The 20,010-nt window shown below is 67.9% G+C and carries 21 protein-coding genes, 1 tRNA gene and 1 riboswitch; of the genes, 8 read left to right on the top strand and 14 right to left on the bottom strand.

Annotated features, from left to right (window positions below; translation table 11 throughout):
• Nucleotides 1–33 precede the first annotated feature (33 nt).
• Genes ACQFZP_RS00585 through ACQFZP_RS00565 form a run of 5 tightly spaced genes read right to left on the bottom strand, consistent with a single transcriptional unit; the run spans nt 34 to nt 2,015 of the window.
• A complete protein-coding gene (locus tag ACQFZP_RS00585) occupies nt 34–1,020 on the bottom strand; it encodes a DUF2637 domain-containing protein (RefSeq protein WP_211890001.1) in 987 nt (328 codons plus the stop codon).
• A complete protein-coding gene (locus ACQFZP_RS00580; protein ID WP_211890000.1) occupies nt 1,017–1,190 on the bottom strand; it encodes a hypothetical protein in 174 nt (57 codons plus the stop codon). Before ACQFZP_RS00580 ends, ACQFZP_RS00585 begins: the two co-directional genes overlap by 4 nt.
• On the bottom strand, nt 1,187–1,606 hold the full coding sequence (locus tag ACQFZP_RS00575; protein ID WP_211889999.1) for a hypothetical protein: 420 nt from the start codon (nt 1,604–1,606) through the stop codon (nt 1,187–1,189). The genes ACQFZP_RS00580 and ACQFZP_RS00575 overlap by 4 nt, the downstream gene beginning before the upstream one ends.
• Nucleotides 1,603–1,818: a hypothetical protein gene (locus tag ACQFZP_RS00570; protein ID WP_211889998.1), complete on the bottom strand. Its 216-nt coding sequence runs from the start codon at nt 1,816–1,818 to the stop codon at nt 1,603–1,605. Before ACQFZP_RS00570 ends, ACQFZP_RS00575 begins: the two co-directional genes overlap by 4 nt.
• Nucleotides 1,815–2,015: a helix-turn-helix domain-containing protein gene (locus ACQFZP_RS00565; RefSeq protein WP_211889997.1), complete on the bottom strand. Its 201-nt coding sequence runs from the start codon at nt 2,013–2,015 to the stop codon at nt 1,815–1,817. Before ACQFZP_RS00565 ends, ACQFZP_RS00570 begins: the two co-directional genes overlap by 4 nt.
• A gap of 65 nt (nt 2,016–2,080) precedes the next feature.
• Here ACQFZP_RS00565 and ACQFZP_RS00560 point away from each other — a divergent pair, with 65 nt between their 5' ends.
• Nucleotides 2,081–2,455 carry a helix-turn-helix domain-containing protein gene (locus tag ACQFZP_RS00560; RefSeq protein WP_374100751.1) on the top strand — a complete coding sequence of 125 codons (375 nt, stop codon included), beginning with the start codon at nt 2,081–2,083 and terminating at the stop codon, nt 2,453–2,455.
• On the opposite strand, the gene ACQFZP_RS00555 is transcribed toward ACQFZP_RS00560, so the two are convergent.
• Nucleotides 2,417–2,489, bottom strand: a tRNA-Lys gene (locus ACQFZP_RS00555). The two genes, ACQFZP_RS00560 and ACQFZP_RS00555, sit on opposite strands and share 39 nt — an antisense overlap.
• 108 nt (nt 2,490–2,597) lie before the next feature.
• On the opposite strand from ACQFZP_RS00555, the gene ACQFZP_RS00550 reads away from it, so the two are divergent.
• Complete coding sequence (locus ACQFZP_RS00550) at nt 2,598–3,029, top strand: DUF1801 domain-containing protein (protein WP_211889996.1); 432 nt, start codon at nt 2,598–2,600, stop codon at nt 3,027–3,029.
• Here the strand turns inward: ACQFZP_RS00550 and ACQFZP_RS00545 are convergent.
• A complete protein-coding gene (locus tag ACQFZP_RS00545; protein WP_211889995.1) occupies nt 2,944–4,086 on the bottom strand; it encodes an acyltransferase family protein in 1,143 nt (380 codons plus the stop codon). The two genes, ACQFZP_RS00550 and ACQFZP_RS00545, sit on opposite strands and share 86 nt — an antisense overlap.
• 77 nt (nt 4,087–4,163) lie before the next feature.
• Here ACQFZP_RS00545 and ACQFZP_RS00540 point away from each other — a divergent pair, with 77 nt between their 5' ends.
• The 3 genes from ACQFZP_RS00540 to ACQFZP_RS00530 all read left to right on the top strand — a co-directional run bounded on the left by ACQFZP_RS00540 (nt 4,164) and on the right by ACQFZP_RS00530 (nt 7,719).
• Complete coding sequence (locus ACQFZP_RS00540) at nt 4,164–5,219, top strand: MauE/DoxX family redox-associated membrane protein (protein ID WP_211889994.1); 1,056 nt, start codon at nt 4,164–4,166, stop codon at nt 5,217–5,219.
• A 114-nt stretch (nt 5,220–5,333) separates the two neighbouring features.
• On the top strand, nt 5,334–5,609 hold the full coding sequence (locus ACQFZP_RS00535) for a hypothetical protein (RefSeq protein WP_104312661.1): 276 nt from the start codon (nt 5,334–5,336) through the stop codon (nt 5,607–5,609).
• A 151-nt stretch (nt 5,610–5,760) separates the two neighbouring features.
• Complete coding sequence (locus ACQFZP_RS00530) at nt 5,761–7,719, top strand: amidase (RefSeq protein ID WP_249311980.1); 1,959 nt, start codon at nt 5,761–5,763, stop codon at nt 7,717–7,719.
• Nucleotides 7,720–7,807: 88 nt separating this feature from the next.
• Here ACQFZP_RS00530 and ACQFZP_RS00525 read toward each other — a convergent pair whose 3' ends face one another.
• From ACQFZP_RS00525 to ACQFZP_RS00505, 5 genes are all read right to left on the bottom strand, one after another.
• A complete protein-coding gene (locus tag ACQFZP_RS00525) occupies nt 7,808–8,695 on the bottom strand; it encodes a bifunctional methylenetetrahydrofolate dehydrogenase/methenyltetrahydrofolate cyclohydrolase (protein WP_211889992.1) in 888 nt (295 codons plus the stop codon).
• Nucleotides 8,692–9,966, bottom strand: coding sequence for a serine hydroxymethyltransferase (gene glyA, locus ACQFZP_RS00520; protein ID WP_104253973.1), 1,275 nt, complete (start codon nt 9,964–9,966; stop codon nt 8,692–8,694). The genes ACQFZP_RS00525 and glyA overlap by 4 nt, the downstream gene beginning before the upstream one ends.
• A 49-nt stretch (nt 9,967–10,015) precedes the next feature.
• Nucleotides 10,016–10,099: riboswitch (ZMP/ZTP riboswitch) on the bottom strand.
• A 3-nt stretch (nt 10,100–10,102) separates the two neighbouring features.
• A complete protein-coding gene (locus ACQFZP_RS00515; protein ID WP_179556283.1) occupies nt 10,103–10,732 on the bottom strand; it encodes a Pr6Pr family membrane protein in 630 nt (209 codons plus the stop codon).
• A 104-nt stretch (nt 10,733–10,836) separates the two neighbouring features.
• On the bottom strand, nt 10,837–11,721 hold the full coding sequence (locus tag ACQFZP_RS00510; protein WP_211889991.1) for an AraC family transcriptional regulator: 885 nt from the start codon (nt 11,719–11,721) through the stop codon (nt 10,837–10,839).
• Nucleotides 11,722–11,957: 236 nt separating this feature from the next.
• Nucleotides 11,958–15,431, bottom strand: coding sequence for a bifunctional proline dehydrogenase/L-glutamate gamma-semialdehyde dehydrogenase (locus ACQFZP_RS00505; protein WP_211889990.1), 3,474 nt, complete (start codon nt 15,429–15,431; stop codon nt 11,958–11,960).
• An 82-nt stretch (nt 15,432–15,513) separates the two neighbouring features.
• Between ACQFZP_RS00505 and ACQFZP_RS00500 the strand changes: the two genes are divergently transcribed.
• Nucleotides 15,514–16,497 (top strand): LysR family transcriptional regulator, encoded by a 984-nt coding sequence (locus ACQFZP_RS00500; protein ID WP_211889989.1) that lies wholly within the window; start codon nt 15,514–15,516, stop codon nt 16,495–16,497.
• On the opposite strand, the gene ACQFZP_RS00495 is transcribed toward ACQFZP_RS00500, so the two are convergent.
• Nucleotides 16,469–17,704, bottom strand: coding sequence for an MFS transporter (locus ACQFZP_RS00495; protein WP_249311979.1), 1,236 nt, complete (start codon nt 17,702–17,704; stop codon nt 16,469–16,471). The two genes, ACQFZP_RS00500 and ACQFZP_RS00495, sit on opposite strands and share 29 nt — an antisense overlap.
• A 170-nt stretch (nt 17,705–17,874) precedes the next feature.
• Here ACQFZP_RS00495 and purU point away from each other — a divergent pair, with 170 nt between their 5' ends.
• The gene (gene purU, locus ACQFZP_RS00490) at nt 17,875–18,732 is read left to right on the top strand and encodes a formyltetrahydrofolate deformylase (RefSeq protein WP_374100733.1); all 858 of its coding nucleotides are present in this window, start codon (nt 17,875–17,877) and stop codon (nt 18,730–18,732) included.
• A 562-nt stretch (nt 18,733–19,294) separates the two neighbouring features.
• Here the strand turns inward: purU and ACQFZP_RS00485 are convergent.
• Nucleotides 19,295–19,657, bottom strand: coding sequence for a hypothetical protein (locus ACQFZP_RS00485; RefSeq protein WP_249311977.1), 363 nt, complete (start codon nt 19,655–19,657; stop codon nt 19,295–19,297).
• On the opposite strand from ACQFZP_RS00485, the gene ACQFZP_RS00480 reads away from it, so the two are divergent.
• On the top strand, nt 19,559–19,843 hold the full coding sequence (locus tag ACQFZP_RS00480) for an endonuclease domain-containing protein (RefSeq protein ID WP_374100750.1): 285 nt from the start codon (nt 19,559–19,561) through the stop codon (nt 19,841–19,843). The two genes, ACQFZP_RS00485 and ACQFZP_RS00480, sit on opposite strands and share 99 nt — an antisense overlap.
• Nucleotides 19,844–20,010: the final 167 nt, after the last annotated feature.

Genomic DNA, 20,010 nt, shown 5'->3' with positions numbered 1-20,010 from the left:
GACGCGACGCGTGCGGCTGTTTTGGGCCCTGCCCTAGGAGGCAGAGAGTTCGCGGTACTGGGCGAGCTTTCGCCGCCCGGTGCGCTCGGAAACGTTCAGCAGCACTGCAACGGCCTTCGCCGTCAGCTCCCCGCCCTGCTGTTCGTGATCGCGGATCAATTCGAGATCCGCGGACGGCGCTGCCTCGGCACGGGTGACGGCGGGCTGGCTCGCGGACTGCGCCAAGATCGGTGCGCGGTCATCGTCCGTCATTGCCGGGGCGACGGGCCCCGGCTGGCGCACCCCCTGCGCGGAGAACCGCTCGGGCACCTGCAGAAAGTCAGCCATGTCCGCGTCTGGCGTCTCCACGTCGGCCTCGCCCTGTGCCGGCGCATCCGCCGCGGTCGGCGTTTCGGCGTCCGGGACCCAGTCCGAGTGCAGCGTGAGAACGGGGTGCCCCTCCGGGAACCCAGCAGTCGGTGCCTCGCGGGTCCACTCGCCGGAAGTCCATTCGGGCTCCATGTCGCGCGTGAGCCGATCCGGAAGCTGCTCTGAGTCAACGTCCTCAGACGCGCGCGAAGGCGCAGGATCGGTCGACGCGAGCTCGGCAGCGTCTGGGCGTCCGGAGATCATGACCACGAGCAGGTGCGAGGCGATGAGCAGCGCCACGGGCGGCACCGAGGCCACGGTGACCGCGATCCAGTCCGCAACCACGACAACTCCGGGCGCGAGGGTCTGCACGTGCAGCGCGTTCCCGGCGACCGAGACGATCGCGAACACGCCCAGCGCCATCCACGGGTACAACTGCACCCGTCCCGGGCGAGCGCTGAACGAGAACGCAGCCAGCGTCGCGACGACGATGAAGCCGTCTACGATGACCGGCCACAGGAACGCGAGGTGCTCGGGAACGCCCGACGCAACAGCCAGCTCCGCAAGGGCACTAAACGAGAGCGCGAAGCTCGACCCGGCCAGCACCACGACACCCGCAGCGACCGTCCACGCGAGCACCGGCGACGAAGCGCGAACGCTGACGCCGCTCACGAGAGCACCGGAAGGTACGTGACCAGAGCGTCGCCTGCAGCGCTGCCCAGAATGACGCCCAAGACGACCGCGGCCAGAATGGAACCGACCGCAAGGGAGATCAGGAAGAACTTCAGCATCGCTTCCAGGCCGTCAACGAAGTCGTCGCTCAGCTCGCGCCCCTCGTTCATCGGAGGTCCTCCGCGTCCACGGAGAAAACAGCACTGCCGAGATCCGCGAGACCGTAGATGCCTTCACCGGGACCCGCTTGCGCTGCGCGCTCACTCATCGGAACCCATAGACGGGTCCAGCACTCCTCGCATGCCATGTCGTGCGCGAGGCGATCGACCGACGCCCAGAACTGGTGGCCCTGGTCCTCCACGCTCACCGCGTATCGACCGTTGTAGGGGTGGCGGGTCAGGCCGACGCCCTGGCCGTTGACGACAGAGAGCGAGACATGCGCGTGTGCCGCGGGCGACGTTGCCTGCTCGTGCCCGAGGTACGCGTGCGGAAGTATCAGCGGCTCACCATCGAAGAGGTGATCGCACAGCGCGACGAACTCGGGATCCGCAGCGAGCCCATCGATCGCCACCAGGTGCGCGCTCATCGCGTCACCGCCGACTCGCAAGCGGGGCGGTACTTCTCGAGGCTCCCGTTCGCAGCCACGGCACCGGCCCCAACCAGGAGCGAGACACCCGCTGCGACGATCAGGGCACCATTTGTCTGCCCCATGAACGCGCACACGACCGCGGCGAGGATCGCGAGGACGGTCGCGGCCAGAGTGACCTCGTTCAGCACGTGGAAGGTGCGCGCGCTCATGCCTGCTTCACCGCTTCGATCTGCTCATCCGTGAACGCGATATCAAGAGCGCCCTCAAGCTCCTGACGCGAGATACGCCAGTTGCCGCCAAACAGCTGCTTGGCAGGGAGCTTCTTGCGCTTGATCCAGCGGCGCACCGTGATGGGTGTGACTTCGAGCAGCGCCGCCACCTGAGCGACGGTTAGGTTCTGTGGCATGTACGAAAAGTAGCACGGATGATCACATTGGTACACTGCGTCAACCACTGACCCATAGGATCCACATGCGCACGGAAGTCCCACTGAGGTACTATCGACGCATGAGCAGCGCGAATCGTATCGAGGAAGAACAGACGCCAAGCCAAGGCGAAGATCGAGATCTGACATCGGAACGCATCGTTGCGCTTCTATGGCGTCGCAAGATGCGCCAGTCAGACCTCTCCGATGCGATCGGCGTCGCGCGCCCCAACATCAGTTCGAAGCTTCGCGGAAACCGCCGCTGGTATCTGTTCGAAATTGTAGGGATCGCCGAGGCTCTGGGCACGTCCGTCGCCTACCTGATCGGAGAGACGGATGACGATAAGCCTTTGAGGCCAGAAGGAGAAGGCGAGTGGAATAAGTGGGCCCGGTGGGGCTCGAACCCACGACCCGCGGATTAAAAGTCCGATGCTCTGCCAACTGAGCTACAGGCCCCACAGTCGCCTGGAGTGCGGCGACCGTGGGGAATCCTATCGCGAATCGTGACCAGGGTTCAGCGCCGCTGGGACACGTTTTGTCGGCGGCTGGGTCCATACTCTCGTCATGGCAGAAACGAAGACGAAGCCGTCAGATGTCTCACCCGATCTCATCATCGACCAGGCGGAGCCCGCGGGGCGGCGCGAAGATGCGCGCATCCTGAAGGAGATCATGGATCGGGCCACGGGCGAGGAAGCCGTCGTGTGGGGGCCGACGATGATCGGCTACGGCAGCTACCACTACACATACGAGAGCGGCCATTCGGGCGACGCGATGATCCTCGGGTTCTCACCGCGCAAAGCGTCGATGTCCATCTACGGTCTGCAGATGTGGGCCCCGGAGGGCCTCATCGAGCAGCTCGGCAAGGTGAAGCTCGGCAAGGACTGCATCTGGGCCGGCCGCTTCTCCTCCCTCAACCTCGAGGTGCTTGAAGAGCTGGTTCGGATCGCCTGGTCGAAGCGGAAGGAACTGCAAGCAATGTTTCCGGCGGATGCCTGAGCGACAGCACGCCGATGACCCGCTCCAGCGGCCCCACCCCGAGATACCGGCGCCACAGCGTGGCGAACAGCATGCACACCACCATGATGGCCACCATCGTCAGCACACCCTCCGGCTGCCGGTAGATCAGCCCCGGCCCAGCCAGCCAGTTCTCCTCGCCGAGCAGCAGCTGCGACCAGATCGCCGTCAGGATCAGCACGTGCAGGCAGTAGATCGTGAACGCCATCGTGCCCATATCGGCAAGCGGCCTCGTCAGCCGAGCGAACCACGTGCGCATCCGCTCACCCGAGAAGTCACCGAGCAGCTGGATGCCCGCGTACGCGAGCAGCGCGAGCCCGAGATCACGAGCCTCATCACCATACGAACCGGACTGGGCGACCCCCGTCGTCGCCTCCTCCCAACGGCGCATGAGCAATGATGCACCGAGCAGCACCGCTCCCCCGCCGAACACCCACGCCGTACGGCGCAGATCGCCGAGCTGCCACCGCGCCAGCAGGAAGCCGATCAGCAGCATCGGCAGCAAGTTCGTGAGGCGGTACGCCGAACCCAGCACCGTCCAATCCAGCAGCAGCGCCGTCGGGTCGTACATCGACGTCGGCGAGAACGCCGACGTGAGCGCCCAGTTGCGGGCAGCCTCGTTCACGAGCGGCGCCGCCGCCAGGAACACCAGGGCAGCACCCGCAGACCACGCCGCAGGAAGGAAGAGGAACGGGGTCGCCGCGAGCATCATGATGCCCAGGAAGTCCAACACGATGAGCACGCCAGAGAAATTGATGCTCAACAGCAGGCCAACGAGGATGAGCACGATCGACTTGATGACCCACGAGATCGCGAAGAAGCTCTTCCGGCGCGCATCCCACCGCGAAGCCTCCCGCAGCTGGTAGCCCGCAGTCACACCGATCACCAGCGCGAACAGCGGCGACGCCGCATCGTTGAGGAAGTGGAACAGCACCTCCAGCGCCCGCGGCTCGCGGTCGTCCAAGAACACGACCGTGTGAGCGATGATCATGGCGAAGATCGCGAAGCCGCGCACCACATCGAGGGAATTCAGGCGCATGCGTCGATCTTCGACGCCGCCGAGCCGACGGTCAAGCTCGACGAGGCGACGCGCCGCACACCAGCGATAATGAACGAGTGCTTCCCACCTTCGTGATCTTCCCTGTTCTCGTCGCCTGCGTGCTCATCGCGAGCGGAGCCCTGAAGCTCCCCCAACGCTCCCGCACACTGCAGTCGTTCGCCGCCTTCGGCGTACCCGCCGCGCTCCGGAAACCCTGGACCGCCGTCGCCCTGCCCATCGGCGAGATCATCCTGGGGGCAGCACTCCTCCTCCTGAGCGGCCCCGCGTACCTCGTCGCCGCCGGCCTCAGCACCCTCCTCATGGCCGCCTACCTCGCCGTCGTCGCCCGAAGCGTCGCCAAGCGCCAGGCCGTCGACTGCAACTGCTTCGGCGCCCTCAGCACCGAACCGGTCAGCCAGATCACGATCTGGCGCAACGCCGGCCTCACCGTGGCCGCCCTGCTCGCGACGGTCATCCCTGGCATGGCCCTCGGCGTGCCGACCCAGCTGGCCCTCTTCTCGCTGGCCGACTGGATGTGGCTCGTCGCGATCGCGATCGCCGCCCTGCTCGGCATCGTCGCGAGCCTCGTGAAGACACCGGCTCCCACCGTGACGTCGACGGCCGGAGCGGCCAGCTCCGGGCAGGACTTCGAACTCGTCGAGCAGGGCCCCGACCTCATCTCGGACCCGAGCGCGCGCGACATGATTCCCCACAACCTCGAGCTCGTGTCGGGCGACGGCTCCCCCGAGCTGCTCTACAACCTCGTCGTCATCCCTCGCAAGACGACCATCCTCATCTTCGCGAGAGTCGGATGCGGCTCCTGCGGCCCCGTGCTCAGCCAGATCGGCGACTGGTCGCGGCGCATGGGCGACGACGCGCAGATCATCGTCGCCACCTCCTCCAGCCGCGCCTCCATCAAGAAGAGCTACCCGAGCGCCCTCCCCTCCACCTACTTCGGGGCGAAGGCGGTCACCGAGTACTTCGAAGCCGAAGCCACCCCCGCAGCACTCCTCCTGGCCGCCGACGGCACCATCGCATCCGTCCCCGAATACGGCAGCGAGGTCATCACGGAGCGCGTCGAGCAGCTGCTCGCCTCGTTCGACGCGCAGCGCCAGGCTCAGCCTCAGGGCTGAACCGCTCGGCCAGATCCCGCTGCAACTCCGCCGCACGGCCGAAGCGCCCGCCACCTTCCTCCTCGTAGCGTGAAGGTGTCGGGATGCACCCCGGCCGAGCACTGGAGGATCAGCATGAGCGAGCAGTATGTTGTCATCACCGAGACCGTGAGCATCAGCGCAGTCGGCACCAAGCTCGGGCACTCCGAGCCAGTCGGCACAGAGGCCGAAGGGCTCGAGCTGCTCGAGCAGGTCGCCCGCGGGGTCTTCCCCGACCTGCACACGCCCCACCGCCCCGGCCGCACGTTCCGCGTCAGCGAGACCGAGTACGTGGATCGCCGCGAAGGCAAAGCCCTGCCCAAGAAGCAGACCCGCATCACGCTCACAAGGGTCGTCGCGACGCGCGACTGACCGCCTGGGCGCGCGGCCCGGTGGGCGCATCGATCAGATGCATCTGCCGGGCGCACCCGTGCGAAAAACAAAACACGCTCGAAACAGCAGCGAAACCAGACCAGCCGAGACTGACGACATCCCCGTCGTCCCCTCCTCGCAAAGGTCTCCGTTGCCACACAAGCCCGCATTCCGCCGAGTCACCCAGATCACCGCCGCCACCGCCCTCTGCTCCGGCCTGGCCCTGAGCGCCGCCCTCACCGCACCGTCAGCATTCGGTGCCCCAAGCACCGAGGTCACGCTCCCCGCAGCACCAGAGGTCGTGAACCTCAGCATCACGGATGCGCTCGTGCTCCTCGAAGCGGGACGGACCACCTCCGTCGACCTCACACAGCGGTACCTCGACCGCATCGCCGCCTACGACAACCCGTACGGCGACCAGCCCGGCCTGGCAGCCGTGATCCTCGCCAACCCGGAGGCGCTCAGCACGGCCGCCGAACTCGACGCCGAGCGCGCCGCCGGCACCCTGCGCGGGCCGCTGCACGGCGTCCCGATCCTCGTGAAGGACAACTACGCGACGTTCGACATGCCCACGACCGCCGGCAGCGCATCCCTGCACACCTACCAGACCGAGCTCGACTCGACAGCGGTGCAGCGCCTCCGCGACGCCGGCGCGATCATCATCGCCAAGACGAACCTCTCCGAGTTCGCATGGCACGGAACCTACACGCTGAGCTCCGAACGCGGGCGCACCAACAACCCGTACAACCAGGCGAACAGCGCCAGCGGCTCGAGCGGCGGAACCGGAGCGGCCGTCGCCGCTGCCTTCGCACCGGCCGGACTCGGCACCGATTCCTGCGGCTCGATCGTCGGCCCCAGCGCCCACCAGAGCCTCGTCGGGTACCGCCCGACGATGGGCCTGACCAGCGTCACCGGCATCGTGCCGCTCTCGCTGCGGCAGGACGTCTCCGGCCCCATGACCACCACGGTCACCGACGCCGCACTCCTCATGGAGGTGCTCGCCGGGTACGACCCGACCGACCCGCAGACCGTCATCGCCAACGAGCAGGACACCACTTCCTACGTCGAGGGCCTCAGCGACTCCGCCCTCGAAGGGCAGCGCATCGGCTACATCCGTTGGGACTACGAGGAGAACCCGGACCGCCCCGGCCTCGAGGAGACGACCGCCCTCATCGACCAGGCGATCGAAGATCTCCGCGCCCAGGGCGCCGAGGTCGTCGAGGTGCCGGCCTTCACGAGCGAGTTCCTCACCGGCACGCTCAAGAGCGGTGGCTGGATCGACATGCGCCCGAGCATCGACTCGTTCTTCACCAGCACGGCCGCGTCCTGGCCGGAAGGGCTGGCGGAGCTCACGGGCGACCCGGAGGAGCTGACCTTCGCCGACGTCATCGCCGACGGGAAGTCGTCGATGACGCAGGACGACATCGACTACTTCCTCAGCAACGAGGACATCCCGAACGCGGCCTACGACGCCGCAGTGGCGGAGCAGGATGCCGGCAAGGCCGCGATGGACCAGTTCTTCATCGACAACAACCTCGACGCCCTCGCGATGCCGACGAGCGCCACCTCCGCGACGCCAGATTGGGCCGGCACCACGTTCTGCGACCTCGGCGCGAACACCGGCATCCCGACCGTCTCGCTGCCCGCCGGCTTCACGTCGACGGGCGCCGCGGTCGGCCTCGAGCTCGCCGCACCGCGCAGCCAGGACGCCGCACTCCTCGCGATGTCCTACGACTACGAGCAGGCAACCCTGCACCGGGTCGCCCCCTCGACGACCCCGGAGCTGGCAATCGAAGTGCCGACGCCCACGCCGACACCGACACCGACAACAACCGCAGGCCCAGTCGAGACGGTCGCCCCACCGACGGCAGGACCCACGGCGGAGCCCACCGCTGTCCCCACGCCCGGCACGACCGTCGCGCCGACCGCATCCGCGGCCCCGCCCGTGACGGCACCGACGTCGACGGCTGAGGCCGGCGGCAGCCCCACCCTCGCCCAGACTGGCGCGACTGACGCGTCGTGGCTCGTGACGCTCGCCGTCGCCCTCGTGGCCGGCGGTGCTGGAGTGCTCGGCATCACTGCGGTGCGCAAGCGACGGCCCCAGGCATAACGCGCGGCGGCCGCGGCGCGGGATCCGGGAGCGACGGCAGAGGGCCCGAGCAGTTCGATGAACTGCTCGGGCCCTTCGCTGTGTGGGGCTAAACCGCCGGGTTGAGGCGCTCGGCCTGCTCGACGACGTTCTCGAGCAGCAGCGCGCGAGTCATCGGCCCGACTCCGCCCGGGTTCGGCGACACCCAGGCCGCCACATCCCAGACACCGGGGTCGACGTCGCCCGCGACCTTCGACTTGCCCGTCTCAGGGTCGTCGACACGGCTCACGCCGACATCGAGCACCGCAGCGCCAGGCTTGACCCACTCGGGGCGCACGATGCCGGCGACACCCGCCGCGGACACGATGACGTCGGCCTCGCGCGCGAGCACGCCGATGTCGGGCGTTCCCGTGTGCGTGAGGGTGACCGTCGCGTTGTTCTCGCGGCGCGTGAGCAGCGGACCGATGGAGCGGCCGACAGTGACACCGCGCCCGATGACGAGCACGTGCTTGCCGTTCAGCGAGATGTCGTTGCGGCGCAGCAGCTCGATCACGCCGCGAGGCGTGCACGGCAGCGGCGTCACGATCGGGTCGTTGGCGTTGAGCACGAGGCGACCCAGGTTGGTGGGATGCAGGCCGTCCGCGTCCTTCGACGGGTCGATGCGCTCGATCACGCGGTCCTGATCGATGTGCTTCGGCAGCGGCAACTGCACGATGTACCCCGTGCAGGCCGGATCCGCGTTGAGGCGATCGATCTCCGCCTCGAGCTCCTCCTGCGTCGTCTCCGTGGGGAGGTCGACGCGGATCGACTCGATGCCCACCTCGGCGCAGTCGCGGTGCTTGCCCGCGACGTACCACTTCGACCCCGGGTCGTCGCCGACGAGGATCGTCCCGAGTCCGGGCACGACGCCCCGCTCCGCGAGCGCGGCTACGCGCTCACGAAGCTCGGCCTTGATGTCGGCCGCGGCCTTCTTGCCGTCGAGTGCGGCAGCGGTCATGCTTCGCCGAGGCCCGGGTAGAGCGGGAACGCGTCGGCGAGCGCCTTCGTGCGAGCACGCAGGGCGGGCACATCCGCGTCAGGAAGCAGTGCCAGCGCGATGACGTCGGCCACCTCGGTGAACTCGACGTCGCCGAAGCCACGGGTCGCGAGCGCGGGCGTGCCGATGCGCAGGCCCGACGTGATGAGCGGCGGGCGCGGGTCGTTGGGGACCGCGTTGCGGTTGACGGTGACGCCGACCTCGTGGAGGAGGTCTTCGGCCTGCCTGCCGTCGATCTCCGCGTTGCGGAGGTCGACGAGGATGAGGTGCACGTCGGTTCCGCCGGAGCGGACCGAGATGCCGGCGCCGGCGACGTCGGCCTGCTGGAGGCGGTCGGCGACGATCTTCGCGCCGCGCAGCGTGCGCTCCTGGCGGTCCTTGAAGTCGTCCGTCGCCGCGAGCTTGAACGCCGTCGCCTTGCCGGCGATGACGTGCATGAGGGGGCCACCCTGCTGGCCGGGGAAGACAGCCGTGTTGATCTTCTTCGCCAGGTCGGCGTCGTTGGTCAGGATGAAGCCGGAGCGGGGTCCGCCGATGGTCTTGTGGACAGTGCTGGACGTGACGTGCGCGTGCGGCACCGGGTTGGGGTGCAGGCCAGCGGCGACGAGTCCGGCGAAGTGCGCCATGTCGACCCACAGGTAGGCGCCGACCTCGTCCGCGATCTCGCGGAACTTCGCGAAGTCGAGCTGACGCGGGTATGCGGACCAGCCGGCGACGATGACCTTCGGCTTGTGCTCGAGCGCGAGCTCGCGCACCTGCTCCATGTCGATCTGCGAGGTCTCGGCGTCGACGCCGTAGGCGACGATGTTGTAGAGGCGGCCGGAGAAGTTGATCTTCATGCCGTGCGTGAGGTGTCCGCCGTGGTCGAGCGAGAGGCCGAGCAGGGTGTCGCCCGGGCGCGCGAGGGCGTGCATGACGGCGGCGTTGGCGGTTGCGCCGGAGTGCGGCTGGACGTTCGCGAACTCGGCGCCGAACAGCGACTTGGCGCGCTCGATGGCGAGGTTCTCGGCGATGTCGACGACTTCGCAGCCGCCGTAGTAGCGGCGACCGGGGTAGCCCTCGGCGTACTTGTTGGTGAGGACGCTGCCGGTGGCCTCGAGGACCGCGCGCGGAACGAAGTTCTCGCTGGCGATCATCTCGAGTGTCGAGCGCTGGCGGTCGAGCTCCTGCTCGAGGACCGCTGCGATCTCGGGGTCGACTTCACTCAGTGGGGAATTGAACGTATCGGTCACGAAGGCTCCTTCAGAAAACCGGATGGCACGGCGAACATGTGGTCGTGAACCGGCGAGCCCAGGCGAACGGCTCGAAACCCGAAGAGCCGCTCCCCGGTGGTGACCCACCTGAACGCCAGTCGCGGCCGTCAGAAGTCTAGCGCGACTTGCCTGGTCGCCGCGAGAGCAGCGTGACGAGCCAGGTGAGCGCGACCCCGAGCACGACGAGGCCGATGATCGTGAGCACAACCGGCGCGTAGCCCTGCTCCGTTGGGTTCAGGAAGGGGTAGGGGTACCAGCCGATGAGGTTGCCGCGCACGAGCGAGAAGGCCGCGTAGCCAGCGGGGAAGATGAGCCAGATGAGCGCCGTGCCGAACCGGATGCGCTTCGCCGGCCGGTCGATGAGGAGATCGATCAGCATCACGACCGGCATGACGTAGTGGAGCACGGTGTTGTTCCACGGGACGGCGGTGAAGTCGACATCGGTCAGGCCGGAGAGCAGCAGCGCGAAGCCGATGCCCACGATGAGGATGTAGACCGTGACGGCGGCGCGGAACGCGTTGATCCGGGCCCCCTGCGCGTTGGCCGCCGTCGCGACGGCGCTGAGCAGCAGCGAGAGCACGACGAGCATGTTGGTCTCGATCGTGAAGTAGGCGAAGAAGTTCTCCGGCACCCAGGTGCCGCGCTCCACGATCGTCGCGATCTCCGACACGATCGAGGAGAAGGCGAGCAGACCGAACCCGATCTTCGCGGTCACGAGCGCTGGGCGGTGAATGGACGAGGCCACGGTCATCCTTCTGTCGGCGATGAGGGAACGGGGAGCTACGCTGCGCCTGGCGCCTCGGCGAGCCCGCCGCGGGAGCCCGGAGCCGCAGACATGAGGCTACGCGGTCAGGCGCGTTCCTTGCGGTAGTCGGCGGGTGTCATGCCGAGTCGCGTGAGGAAATGTCGCCGCATCGTGGTCGCATCCCCGAAACCCGCCGCAGCCGACACGTCGCTGAGCGAGAGCTGCGGCTGCTCGACCAGGAGCGCCGCCGCCGACTGGACCCGGCGTGCCGCGATGAGCCCCGCGATGCCGTCGGCCTCATCGGCGAGATCGCGGTACAGCTTCCGCCTGCTGATGTGCAGGGCGCGCGCGATGCTGTCCGCGTCGAAGCCCTGGATGACGTGGTACTTCTCGATGAGTTCGCGCACCGCCTCCTTCATCCGCAGCGAATGCTGGGCGGGTGTCAATGCCGGAAGCGTCACCTGCGCGAGGACAGCCCGCAGCAGGTCGTGGAGCACGGGTTCCGTGCTGGCCGGCGACCGGCGACCGCCCCCGGTGCCCGACGTCGCCTCCACCAGGTAGCGGCCGATGAACGCCAGGAAGGCAGCGGTCAGAGCCGTCTCGGGCAGGCGGACGGCGCGGTCGCTGACGGTGATTCTCGCATCGTTCGCGACATCGTCGAGGGGCACGGCCAAGCCGAGCGTCTCGATGGGGCCGAGACTCGCCGTGACAAGTGGATGCTTCGAGTTCACGACGAGGACGTCGCCGGGGTTGAGCACACCAGAGAGGCTGCCGGTTCGGAACTTGAGCGACCCGCGGATCATTCCGATGACGACGAGCTTCTCGCTCTCGATGCGAGAGATATCCACGCCCTCGCGTTCCGAGCCGGAACTCCGGCGAAGGCTGCCGAAGAGCTGCACGGTTCCGACGTGCGTATTCAGGAGGTACGCGTGGAAATCCGCGCCCGCCGCGGCATTCATCGTCGTCGATGTGCCCGTGAATTGGGCCAAGCCCGACTCTCCGCGGAATTCCTCGAATGCGCCGGGATCTACGTCATCGGCGGAGAAGAAGCCTGACGACTCCCCCGAGTGCGCGATCCTACCGAGCCACTCACTGAGATCCTGACGTGCATTCCCCGGCACTGAATACCCCCGACACCAGCCTGCCCAACCTTCGGATCAGAATACCGAGAGAAGACGGGCTGGAGAATCGCGGGGTATTCAGCGACCTCGAATGCGATCGAACATCACCGAGAGAGAAGACCCTCGGTGAGCGCGTTCGGCGTGCCGAAACGGTGCGCCGTTATGGACACCGCCTGCTCCCGAAGGAATGGCAGCGTCTCCACCCGACCGGATTCGGTCACTGCTCCCGAGTAGATCGCCAGGTCCACCCGGCCGTCCACGGCACGCGCCAACGCGACCGCATCGCCGCCGATGAGACGCATCCGCCCACCTCGAAGCGAACCTGCGACCGAGAGGAACTCCGCGTCGGACTCAGCCCGCATGCGCACGCCGGCCCCCGCGAGCGCTGCCTTGGCCGCCGAGGGCAGCTCGACCCCCGTCGAGACCCGCAGCTGCGCTCCGGCGACGAGTCCGGCCGCGACGACCCGCAGGAGATCCGCGACGCGTGCATCCTCGGAGAGCCGCACCGTGATCTCACCCGGGAACGTCAGGTACCGGAAGACGTTGCGCTCGGCGTACAGCCCCTGCACGTCGCGGTCGCGCCCGAACTCCTCCGCCCAGGCCTGCGCGTCGCTGCCGAGCGCGCGTTCGAGCATCGCGGTGTCACCACTCGTCAGCACCGCCGGCTGCGCCTTCGCGATCGCCACCGCCGCATCCAGGAGCGTCTGCGCGCTGGCGTTCGAGACCGGTGCGATGTCGACGGCGCGGGCCCGCTCCCACGTCCCGAGGCCGACGAGGTAGTTCGGCCCGCCCGCCTTGGTCGTGCATCCGACGACCGACTTCTTCCACCCGCCGAACGGCTGGCGCTGCACGATCGCGCCCGTGATGCCCCGGTTCACGTAGAGGTTTCCCGCCTGGATCGTGTCGAGCCACTGCGCCACCTCACCGCGGTCGAGCGAGTGGATGCCGGACGTCAGCCCGTAGTCGACCTCGTTGACGATCTCGATTGCCTCCTCGAGCGTGTCCGCCGTCATGATGCCGAGGATCGGGCCGAAGTACTCGACGAGGTGGAACTCGGAGCCGCGCTGCACGCCCGCACGCACGCCAGGACTCCAGAGCTTCCCGCTGTCGTCGAGCTGGCGAGGCTCGACCACCCAGCGCTCCCCCGCGCCGAGCGTCGTGAGCCCGTCGAGCAGCTTGCCAGAGGCCGGCGTGATGATCGGCCCCATCTGCGACGGCGCGTCCCACGGGTAGCCGACCGTGAGCGAGCGCACCGCGTCGAGCAGCTGCTCGCGGAAGCGGCGTGAGCGCTGCGCCTGACCGACCAGCACCACGAGGGAGGCGGCGGAGCACTTCTGCCCTGCGTGGCCGAACGCCGACGCCACGACGTCCTTCGCCGCGAGGTCGTAGTCCGCGCTCGGCGTCACGATGATGGCGTTCTTGCCGCTCGTCTCAGCGAGCAGCGGCAGCTCGGGGCGGAACGACCGGAACAGTTCGGCCGTCTCGATACCACCAGTGAGGATGACCCGGTCGACCGACGGGTTCTTGATGAGCTCGCTGCCCAGCTCGCGGTCGGAGAACTGCACGTACTGCAGCACCTCCCGCGGCACGCCAGCCTCCCAGAGCGCCTCGACCATGACGGCACTGCAGCGAGCCGCTGGCCGCGCCGGCTTGATGATGACGGAGGCGCCCGCCGCGAGCGCGGCCAGGGTCGATCCAGCCGGGATGGCGACGGGGAAGTTCCAGGGCGGCGTCACGACGATGACCTTCGACGGCACGAAGGATGCGCCGTCGACGTTGTCCAGCCCACGGGCGAGCTCCGCGTAGTAGTGCGCGAAGTCGATGGCCTCAGAGATCTCGGGGTCTGACTGGTCAAGGGTCTTACCCGCCTCGGACGCGGCGACCTCCATGAGATCAGCCCGGCGCCGCTCGAGCGCATCCCCCGCCCGGTGCAGGATCTCGGCACGCGCTGCGCCGGACAGGGCACCCCACGACTGGCTGCCCGTGACGGCACGCGTGACGCGCGCATCCAGTTCGCCGGCAGTGCCGATCGTGTTCGCCTCGATGGTCTCTGCGCCGAGCGTGGACGCCTCTGCGCGTTCGCGGATTCCACGCGCCCACGCCTGGTTGGCGGGCAGCGACGGGTCCGTGTCCGGAGTCTCCTCGAAGCGATCAGCGGGCAGCGGGGCTGGCTGCGCCGTGCGGTCCTGCACTCGGTTGCTCGCTGGCACCTCACGGTCGAGCACGTCGAGCGACGCGATGAATCGCTGCGATTCGCGCTCGAAGAGCTCCTCGTTGTCAGCCAGCTCGAACACCGCCGACATGAAGTTGTCCTGGCTCGCCCCCTCCTCGAGGCGGCGGATGAGGTAGGCGATCGCCACGTCGAACTCCTGCGGGTGCACGACCGGCACGTACAGCAGCAGCCCGCCGACTTCGCGCTTCACGACCTCGGCCTGGCTCTGCGCCATGCCGAGCAGCATCTCGTACTCGATGCCGTCGGTTGCGCCCCGGCGCTGGGCGAGCAGCCAGGAGAACGCGACGTCGAAGAGGTTGTGGCCAGCGACACCCACGCGAACGTTCTTGACGCGCTCAGGCGTGAGCGCGTAGTCGATGACCCGCTTGTAGCTCGTGTCCGAATCCTGCTTCGTGCCCCACGTCGCGAGCGGCCAGCCGTGCAGCGACGCCTCGACGCGCTCCATGGGGAGGTTCGCGCCCTTCACGAGCCGCACCTTGATCGGTGCACCGCCACGCGCGACGCGCTCCGCTGACCACTCCTGCAGTCGGATCATCGCCCCGAGCGCGTCTGGGAGGTAGGCCTGCAGCACGATGCCGGCCTCGAGGTTCAGGAACTCGGGGTCGTCCAGGATGCGCGTGAAGACCGCCATGGTCATCTCGAGATCCTTGTACTCCTCCATGTCGAGGTTGATGAACTTGCGCGTCGGGCTCTTCACGGCGAGCCGGTAGAGCGGAGTCAGCTCCTCGACGACATCGGCGACGGCCTCGTCGAACGCCCACGGCTGATGCGGTGCGGTTGTGGAGGAGACCTTGATCGAGACGTAGTCGACGTCGTCGCGAGCCAGGAGCTTCGTCGTGCCGTCGAGACGACGCGCCGCTTCCTTCTTGCCGAGAACCGCCTCGCCGAGGAGGTTCATGTTGAGCCGCACGCCCTTGCCGCGGATCTTCTCGATCGCGGGCCCGAGCTTCGAATCCGTCGCATCGATGATGAGGTGCCCCACCATGTCCCGCAGCACCTTGCGTGCGGCCGGCACGACGACGCCAGGCAGGACGGGCGCGACCGTGCCACCGACCCGCACGGCGCTCTTCATGTACCAGGGCAGGAAGCCGGGCACCTGATCGGCGATCGCGCCGAGCTTGCGCGCAGCGACCTTGAGGTCCTCGGGACGCACCACCCCGTCCACGAACCCGACCGTGAAGTCGAGACCCTGCGGATCCTTCAGCACGCCGGCGAGCTGAGCGGCGGATGCATCCACCGGGATCTCGGCCGCCTCCGTCAGCCATCGGCGCACGAGCGCGACAGCCTCCGGCGCGAGCTCGGTGAGGGAATCTGTGGGGAAGACAGGCGTCTCGGTGGCGGTCATGTGACCAGTATCGGCACCCGACTTCCGTTAGGTAAAGTGAAGGAAATTGACGCGTTTCCGTCAGCGCGTGTGATGATTGATCATGCTCGACGTACGCAAGCTCCGACTCCTCCGCGAAGTGCAGCTCCGCGGCACCCTCGCCGAAGTCGCCAAGGCGCTCAACTTCTCGCCGTCGGCCGTCTCGCAGCAGCTCTCGGCCCTCGAAGCCGAACTCGGCGTCGAACTCCTCCGCAAGCACGGGCGCCGCGTGCAGCTCACCCAGCAGGCCGAGATCCTCGCAGGGCACACGGCCGAGATCCTCGAACGACTCGAGATCGCAGAGCAGGAGGTCCTCGCCTCCACCAGCCGCGCCGTCGGCACGGTTCGCATCGCCGTGTTCCAATCCGCGGCCCTCACGCTCATCCCGCCGCTCCTCCGCGTCCTGGAAGAAGAGCACCCGGGCCTCCGCATCGAGATGGTGCAGCACGAACCGGAATCCGCGCTCTTCGACACCTTCGCGGGCGACTTCGACGTCGTCGTCGCCGAGCAGTACCCCGGCCACGCCGCGCCCCACCACCCCGGGCTCGACCAGCGGCTCCTCACCGGCGACGCGCTGCGCCTCGCCGTGCCCGTCGACTCCCCCGTCACCACCCTCGCCGACGCAGCGGAGCTCTCCTGGGTCATGGAACCGCAGGGCTCAGCATCCCGCCACTGGGGAGAGCAGCAGTGCCGCGTCGCGGGCTTCGAACCCGACGTGCGCTACGAGACCGCCGACCTGCAGGCGCAGATGCGGTTCATCGAGACCGGCCACGCCGTCGGCATCCTCAACGACCTCACCTGGGCCCACTCCACGCCCAACGTGCGATTCCTCAGCCTCGCGGGTGCACCACGGCGCGAGATCTTCACGTCGATCCGAACCGCGAGCGCGGCGTCGCCGACCATCGCCGCAGTGCGCGACGGACTCCAGCGGGTCGCCGACGACCTCAGCGCGACCGGCCTCAGCACCGCCGCCATCACCCTGCCAGCGGCGACCCCGGCGGCGTTCAGCTCGTCCGGCGTCAGCTCGTCTGCTGCAGCGGACGCCTAGCCAGCACCGCGTCGAGCACCAGCGCGCTCACCAGGCCGAGCCCGACCATCGCCAGGAAGAACACCGGCAGCGCCACGAGACCCGCCGCATCCAGCAGCAGACCGCCCACGAGCGCACCCGAGCCGATACCGAAGTTGAAGCCCGACGTGTACAGCGCGCTCGACAGGTCGCGGTGGCGCGACGGGGCGGCGTTCAGGATGCGCGACTGCAGCAGCGGCGGCAGCACACCCATCCCGAGCCCCCAGATGACCAGCGCGATGAGCGCCACCGTCGTGTCGTGCGCGAACAGCAGCAGCGTCACGGCGATGAGCATGAGGCCGTAACCGGTCGCGAGGCCGACGCGAGGCCGTGCCGTGAAGAACACACCGGCGAGCGCCGTCCCGCCCGCCGAGGCGATGCCGTAGGCGAAGAGCACGAGGCTCAGCGTCTCGACGGGGAAGCCGATGACGTCGAGCGAATACGGCGAGATGTAGGAGTAGAAGGCGTACTGAGCCGTCATCGTGATGAGCGTGATCACGCACAGCAGGATCACCGTCAGCAGCGAGCGCTGCGCGAAGCGGACGCGCTTCGCAGACACCGCATCCTCATCCGAGTCATCCGGAAGCGCGATCGGGCGCGTGTAATAGGAGTCGTCAAGGTGGTTGACGCGTGGCAGCAGGAACCAGAGCAGCACCGCCACGAGCAGCGTCACGACCGCGAGCGAGCCGAACGCGAACCGCCAGCCGAACGCCTGCCCGAGCGCGGTGCCGATCGGCACCCCGAGGACGTAGGCGATCGCGCCGCCGCCGAGCGTGATCGACACCGCCCGCGTCAGCAGCTCCTTCGGGGCGATGAGCGAGATATAGGAGGCGACGACCGCCCAGAACACGCCGTGGGCGAGGCCCGTGACCACGCGCGTCACGACGAGCCACGCGTACGTGGGCGCAAACGCCGAAGCTATGGAGCCGATCGCGAAGACCGCGAGGACCACGACCAGCAGCGCGTGTCGAGGGACGCGCTTCGTGAGCGCCGTCAGCGGGGTGCTCGTCAGGACGACCGTGAAGGCGAAGATCGTCATGAGCCAGCCGATCTCCGCACGCGTCGCGCCGAGGTCGACGGTCATGAGCTCGAGCAGGCCAGTTGGCAGCATCTCGATCGTGACGCTGATGAACGTGGAGAACGCAAGCGCGATCAGGGGGACGAGCGGCAGCCTGGGGGCAGACGTCATCACAGGAGCAGAGAGAGAAGTCATTCGCAATATCCGAACGGCGCACTCCGGGCGAGCGGGAACCCTCGCCAGGGAGTCGACTGCGTGCGTACCGGCACGCCGGGGGCCGAGCGATACGCACGACCACAGTGAAGTCTACCCCTCAGGCGCAGGACGGCTACCCTGATGTGGTGATTCAAGAAGCAACTCGATGGGTGCTCACCCTCAACTGCCCAGACCAGCCCGGCATCGTCCACGCCATCACGGGAGCCATCGTCGACTCCGCGGGCAACATCGAAGAACTCCAGCAGTTCTCCTCGACAGACACCGGTCGCTTCTTCATGCGCGTCGACATCCGCACCGACGCCAGCCGCGAGGACCTCCTCGCCCGCCTCGAGCCAGTCGCCGAGCGCTTCAGCGCCGAGGTCTCCCTCGACGAGGCCGGCCGCCCCGTTCGCACCCTCATCCTCGCGACGAAAGCCGGCCACTGCGTCAACGACCTCCTCTTCCGTCAACGCTCCGGCCACCTCCACATCGACGTCCCGCTTGTCCTCGCGAACAACGAAGCCCTCGCGAGCCTCGCCGAGTTCTACGAGGTGCCATTCGAATACCTCCCCGTCACCGGGCCAGACGAGAAAGCGGCCTTCGAGGCCCGCATCCTGCAGGTCGTCGAGGAGCAGCAGATCGAGCTGGTCGTCCTCGCCCGCTACATGCAGATCCTCTCCCCCGAGCTCTGCGCAGAACTCGCAGGCCACGCCATCAACATCCACCACTCCTTCCTGCCCGGCTTCAAGGGTGCGAACCCGTACCGTCAGGCGCACGCCCGCGGCGTCAAGCTCATCGGCGCGACGGCGCACTTCGTGACGAGCGACCTCGACGAGGGCCCGATCATCGAGCAGAACGTCGTCCGCGTCGACCACACGCGTGCGCCCCAGGAGCTCATGGCCATCGGCCAGGACGAAGAATCGCGCACCCTCACGCAGGCCGTGAAGTGGTTCTCCGAGCACCGCGTGCTGCTCGACGGGCAGCGCACGATCATCTTCCACTGACCCGAATTCCGCTCGCTTCGGTCAGTCTGCTGCTGCTGCTGGCCAACTTCCGTGATGAATCGGCCACTTCGGGCACGCCGGCGCTCTGTGCTCGCCTCCCATCACGAAAGTTGGACACGTACTTCGCAGCAGGCGAGCTGTGGATGGCGACGACTCCACAGGAGGCCAGCTTCCTGTTCACGGGTCGGTAGATCTGCGCTGTGCTTGGCGCATGCCAGAACCAGCAACTGCGAGAGCGCCCGCGCGAACCAACGGAGGGGTCTTCTCGCGCGCTGAATGGAATGGAGAGGGCGGAACTCGCCGCGGGTTAGAGGCGTCGCTCAAACAAGGGACCTTCTGGCGGGTTTCGCCTGGCTGGTTTGCAACGCCAGACGCCTCCGCCGCAGTCGTTGAAGCTGTGCGCCTGCACGGTCGCGCCACTTGCCTCACGGCTCTCAGTTCGCAAGGAGTATGGACTCCGCCTCACTCCGGGGTGCATGTGCGAATCGCAGCGAGCGCACTCGGCATCACGCGCACAACGTCTTCCAACCCCCGCACGGGCGAAGTGGTCCTGCATCGAGCCTCAGTCCATGAAGCTCGCCCGCTTGAGAAGCATGCGGTTGACGACATCGATCTTGCTCTCGAATGCGCGCTCCTGTGCCTCCCCGAACGCGACCTTGTCGTCGTCGCCGACTCGGCGCTCCAGTTGCGCCTCATCACGCGAAGCTCGCTCACCGAGCTGGCCGCCCCGCTCGCCGTGAGCGCGCGCGAGAAGCTGAAATTCGTGGATGCGCGGAGCCAATCCGGCACGGAGAGCATCGTCCGGTTGTGGCTCCAGCTGCGCGGCGTGCGCGTCACTCCGCAGTTCCACGTGGTCGGCGTCGGCGATGTGGACCTGCTTGTCGGCGATCGCCTCGTCATCGAGTGCGACTCTAAGGAGTTTCATTCCGCGGAGTGGCACTCTCGGAATGACCGCCGTCGAGACCTGGTGCTGAACAGGCTCGGATACCGAGTCCTGCGCTTGACCTACGAGCAGGTGATGTTCCAGTGGCCGCGTGTCGAGGCCACACTGCGGGCACTTCTCGCCGAAGGCAGCCACCTACGCGGCTCGCGCCGACGGCCCGGCGCCTGACCCGCTTCCGAGACGAGACGACGCCAACGGGCCCCGGGCGCCTCAGCCACGCGCATCCATCACGGAAGTTGGACCGGCCGGTCTACTGCGGGTGCCGTTGGCAGGCGTCAAAGGTCGTCGCTGAGTGCTCCGCTGCCAACGAGCAGCGCCGCGGCGCTTCCGCCCAC

Origin of the sequence: Pseudoclavibacter sp. Marseille-Q434 (genome assembly GCF_050315415.1) — a bacterium.
Taxonomy (GTDB): Bacteria; Actinomycetota; Actinomycetes; order Actinomycetales; family Microbacteriaceae; genus Pseudoclavibacter.
Note: the sequence above shows the minus strand (reverse complement) of the source record. Positions and strands in the feature narration are given on the sequence as shown.

Excerpts from the sequence above, each read along its gene's own strand:
- ACQFZP_RS00580 (WP_211890000.1), bottom strand. The coding sequence starts at position 1,190 with ATGAACGAGGGGCGCGAGCTGAGCGACGACTTCGTTGACGGCCTGGAA.
- ACQFZP_RS00575 (WP_211889999.1), bottom strand. The coding sequence starts at position 1,606 with ATGAGCGCGCACCTGGTGGCGATCGATGGGCTCGCTGCGGATCCCGAG.
- ACQFZP_RS00570 (WP_211889998.1), bottom strand. The coding sequence starts at position 1,818 with ATGAGCGCGCGCACCTTCCACGTGCTGAACGAGGTCACTCTGGCCGCG.
- ACQFZP_RS00565 (WP_211889997.1), bottom strand. The coding sequence starts at position 2,015 with ATGCCACAGAACCTAACCGTCGCTCAGGTGGCGGCGCTGCTCGAAGTC.
- ACQFZP_RS00560 (WP_374100751.1), top strand. The coding sequence starts at position 2,081 with ATGCGCACGGAAGTCCCACTGAGGTACTATCGACGCATGAGCAGCGCG.
- ACQFZP_RS00550 (WP_211889996.1), top strand. The coding sequence starts at position 2,598 with ATGGCAGAAACGAAGACGAAGCCGTCAGATGTCTCACCCGATCTCATC.
- ACQFZP_RS00545 (WP_211889995.1), bottom strand. The coding sequence starts at position 4,086 with ATGCGCCTGAATTCCCTCGATGTGGTGCGCGGCTTCGCGATCTTCGCC.
- ACQFZP_RS00535 (WP_104312661.1), top strand. The coding sequence starts at position 5,334 with ATGAGCGAGCAGTATGTTGTCATCACCGAGACCGTGAGCATCAGCGCA.
- ACQFZP_RS00525 (WP_211889992.1), bottom strand. The coding sequence starts at position 8,695 with ATGACCGCTGCCGCACTCGACGGCAAGAAGGCCGCGGCCGACATCAAG.
- ACQFZP_RS00505 (WP_211889990.1), bottom strand. The coding sequence starts at position 15,431 with ATGACCGCCACCGAGACGCCTGTCTTCCCCACAGATTCCCTCACCGAG.
- ACQFZP_RS00500 (WP_211889989.1), top strand. The coding sequence starts at position 15,514 with ATGCTCGACGTACGCAAGCTCCGACTCCTCCGCGAAGTGCAGCTCCGC.
- ACQFZP_RS00495 (WP_249311979.1), bottom strand. The coding sequence starts at position 17,704 with ATGACGTCTGCCCCCAGGCTGCCGCTCGTCCCCCTGATCGCGCTTGCG.
- ACQFZP_RS00485 (WP_249311977.1), bottom strand. The coding sequence starts at position 19,657 with ATGAAACTCCTTAGAGTCGCACTCGATGACGAGGCGATCGCCGACAAG.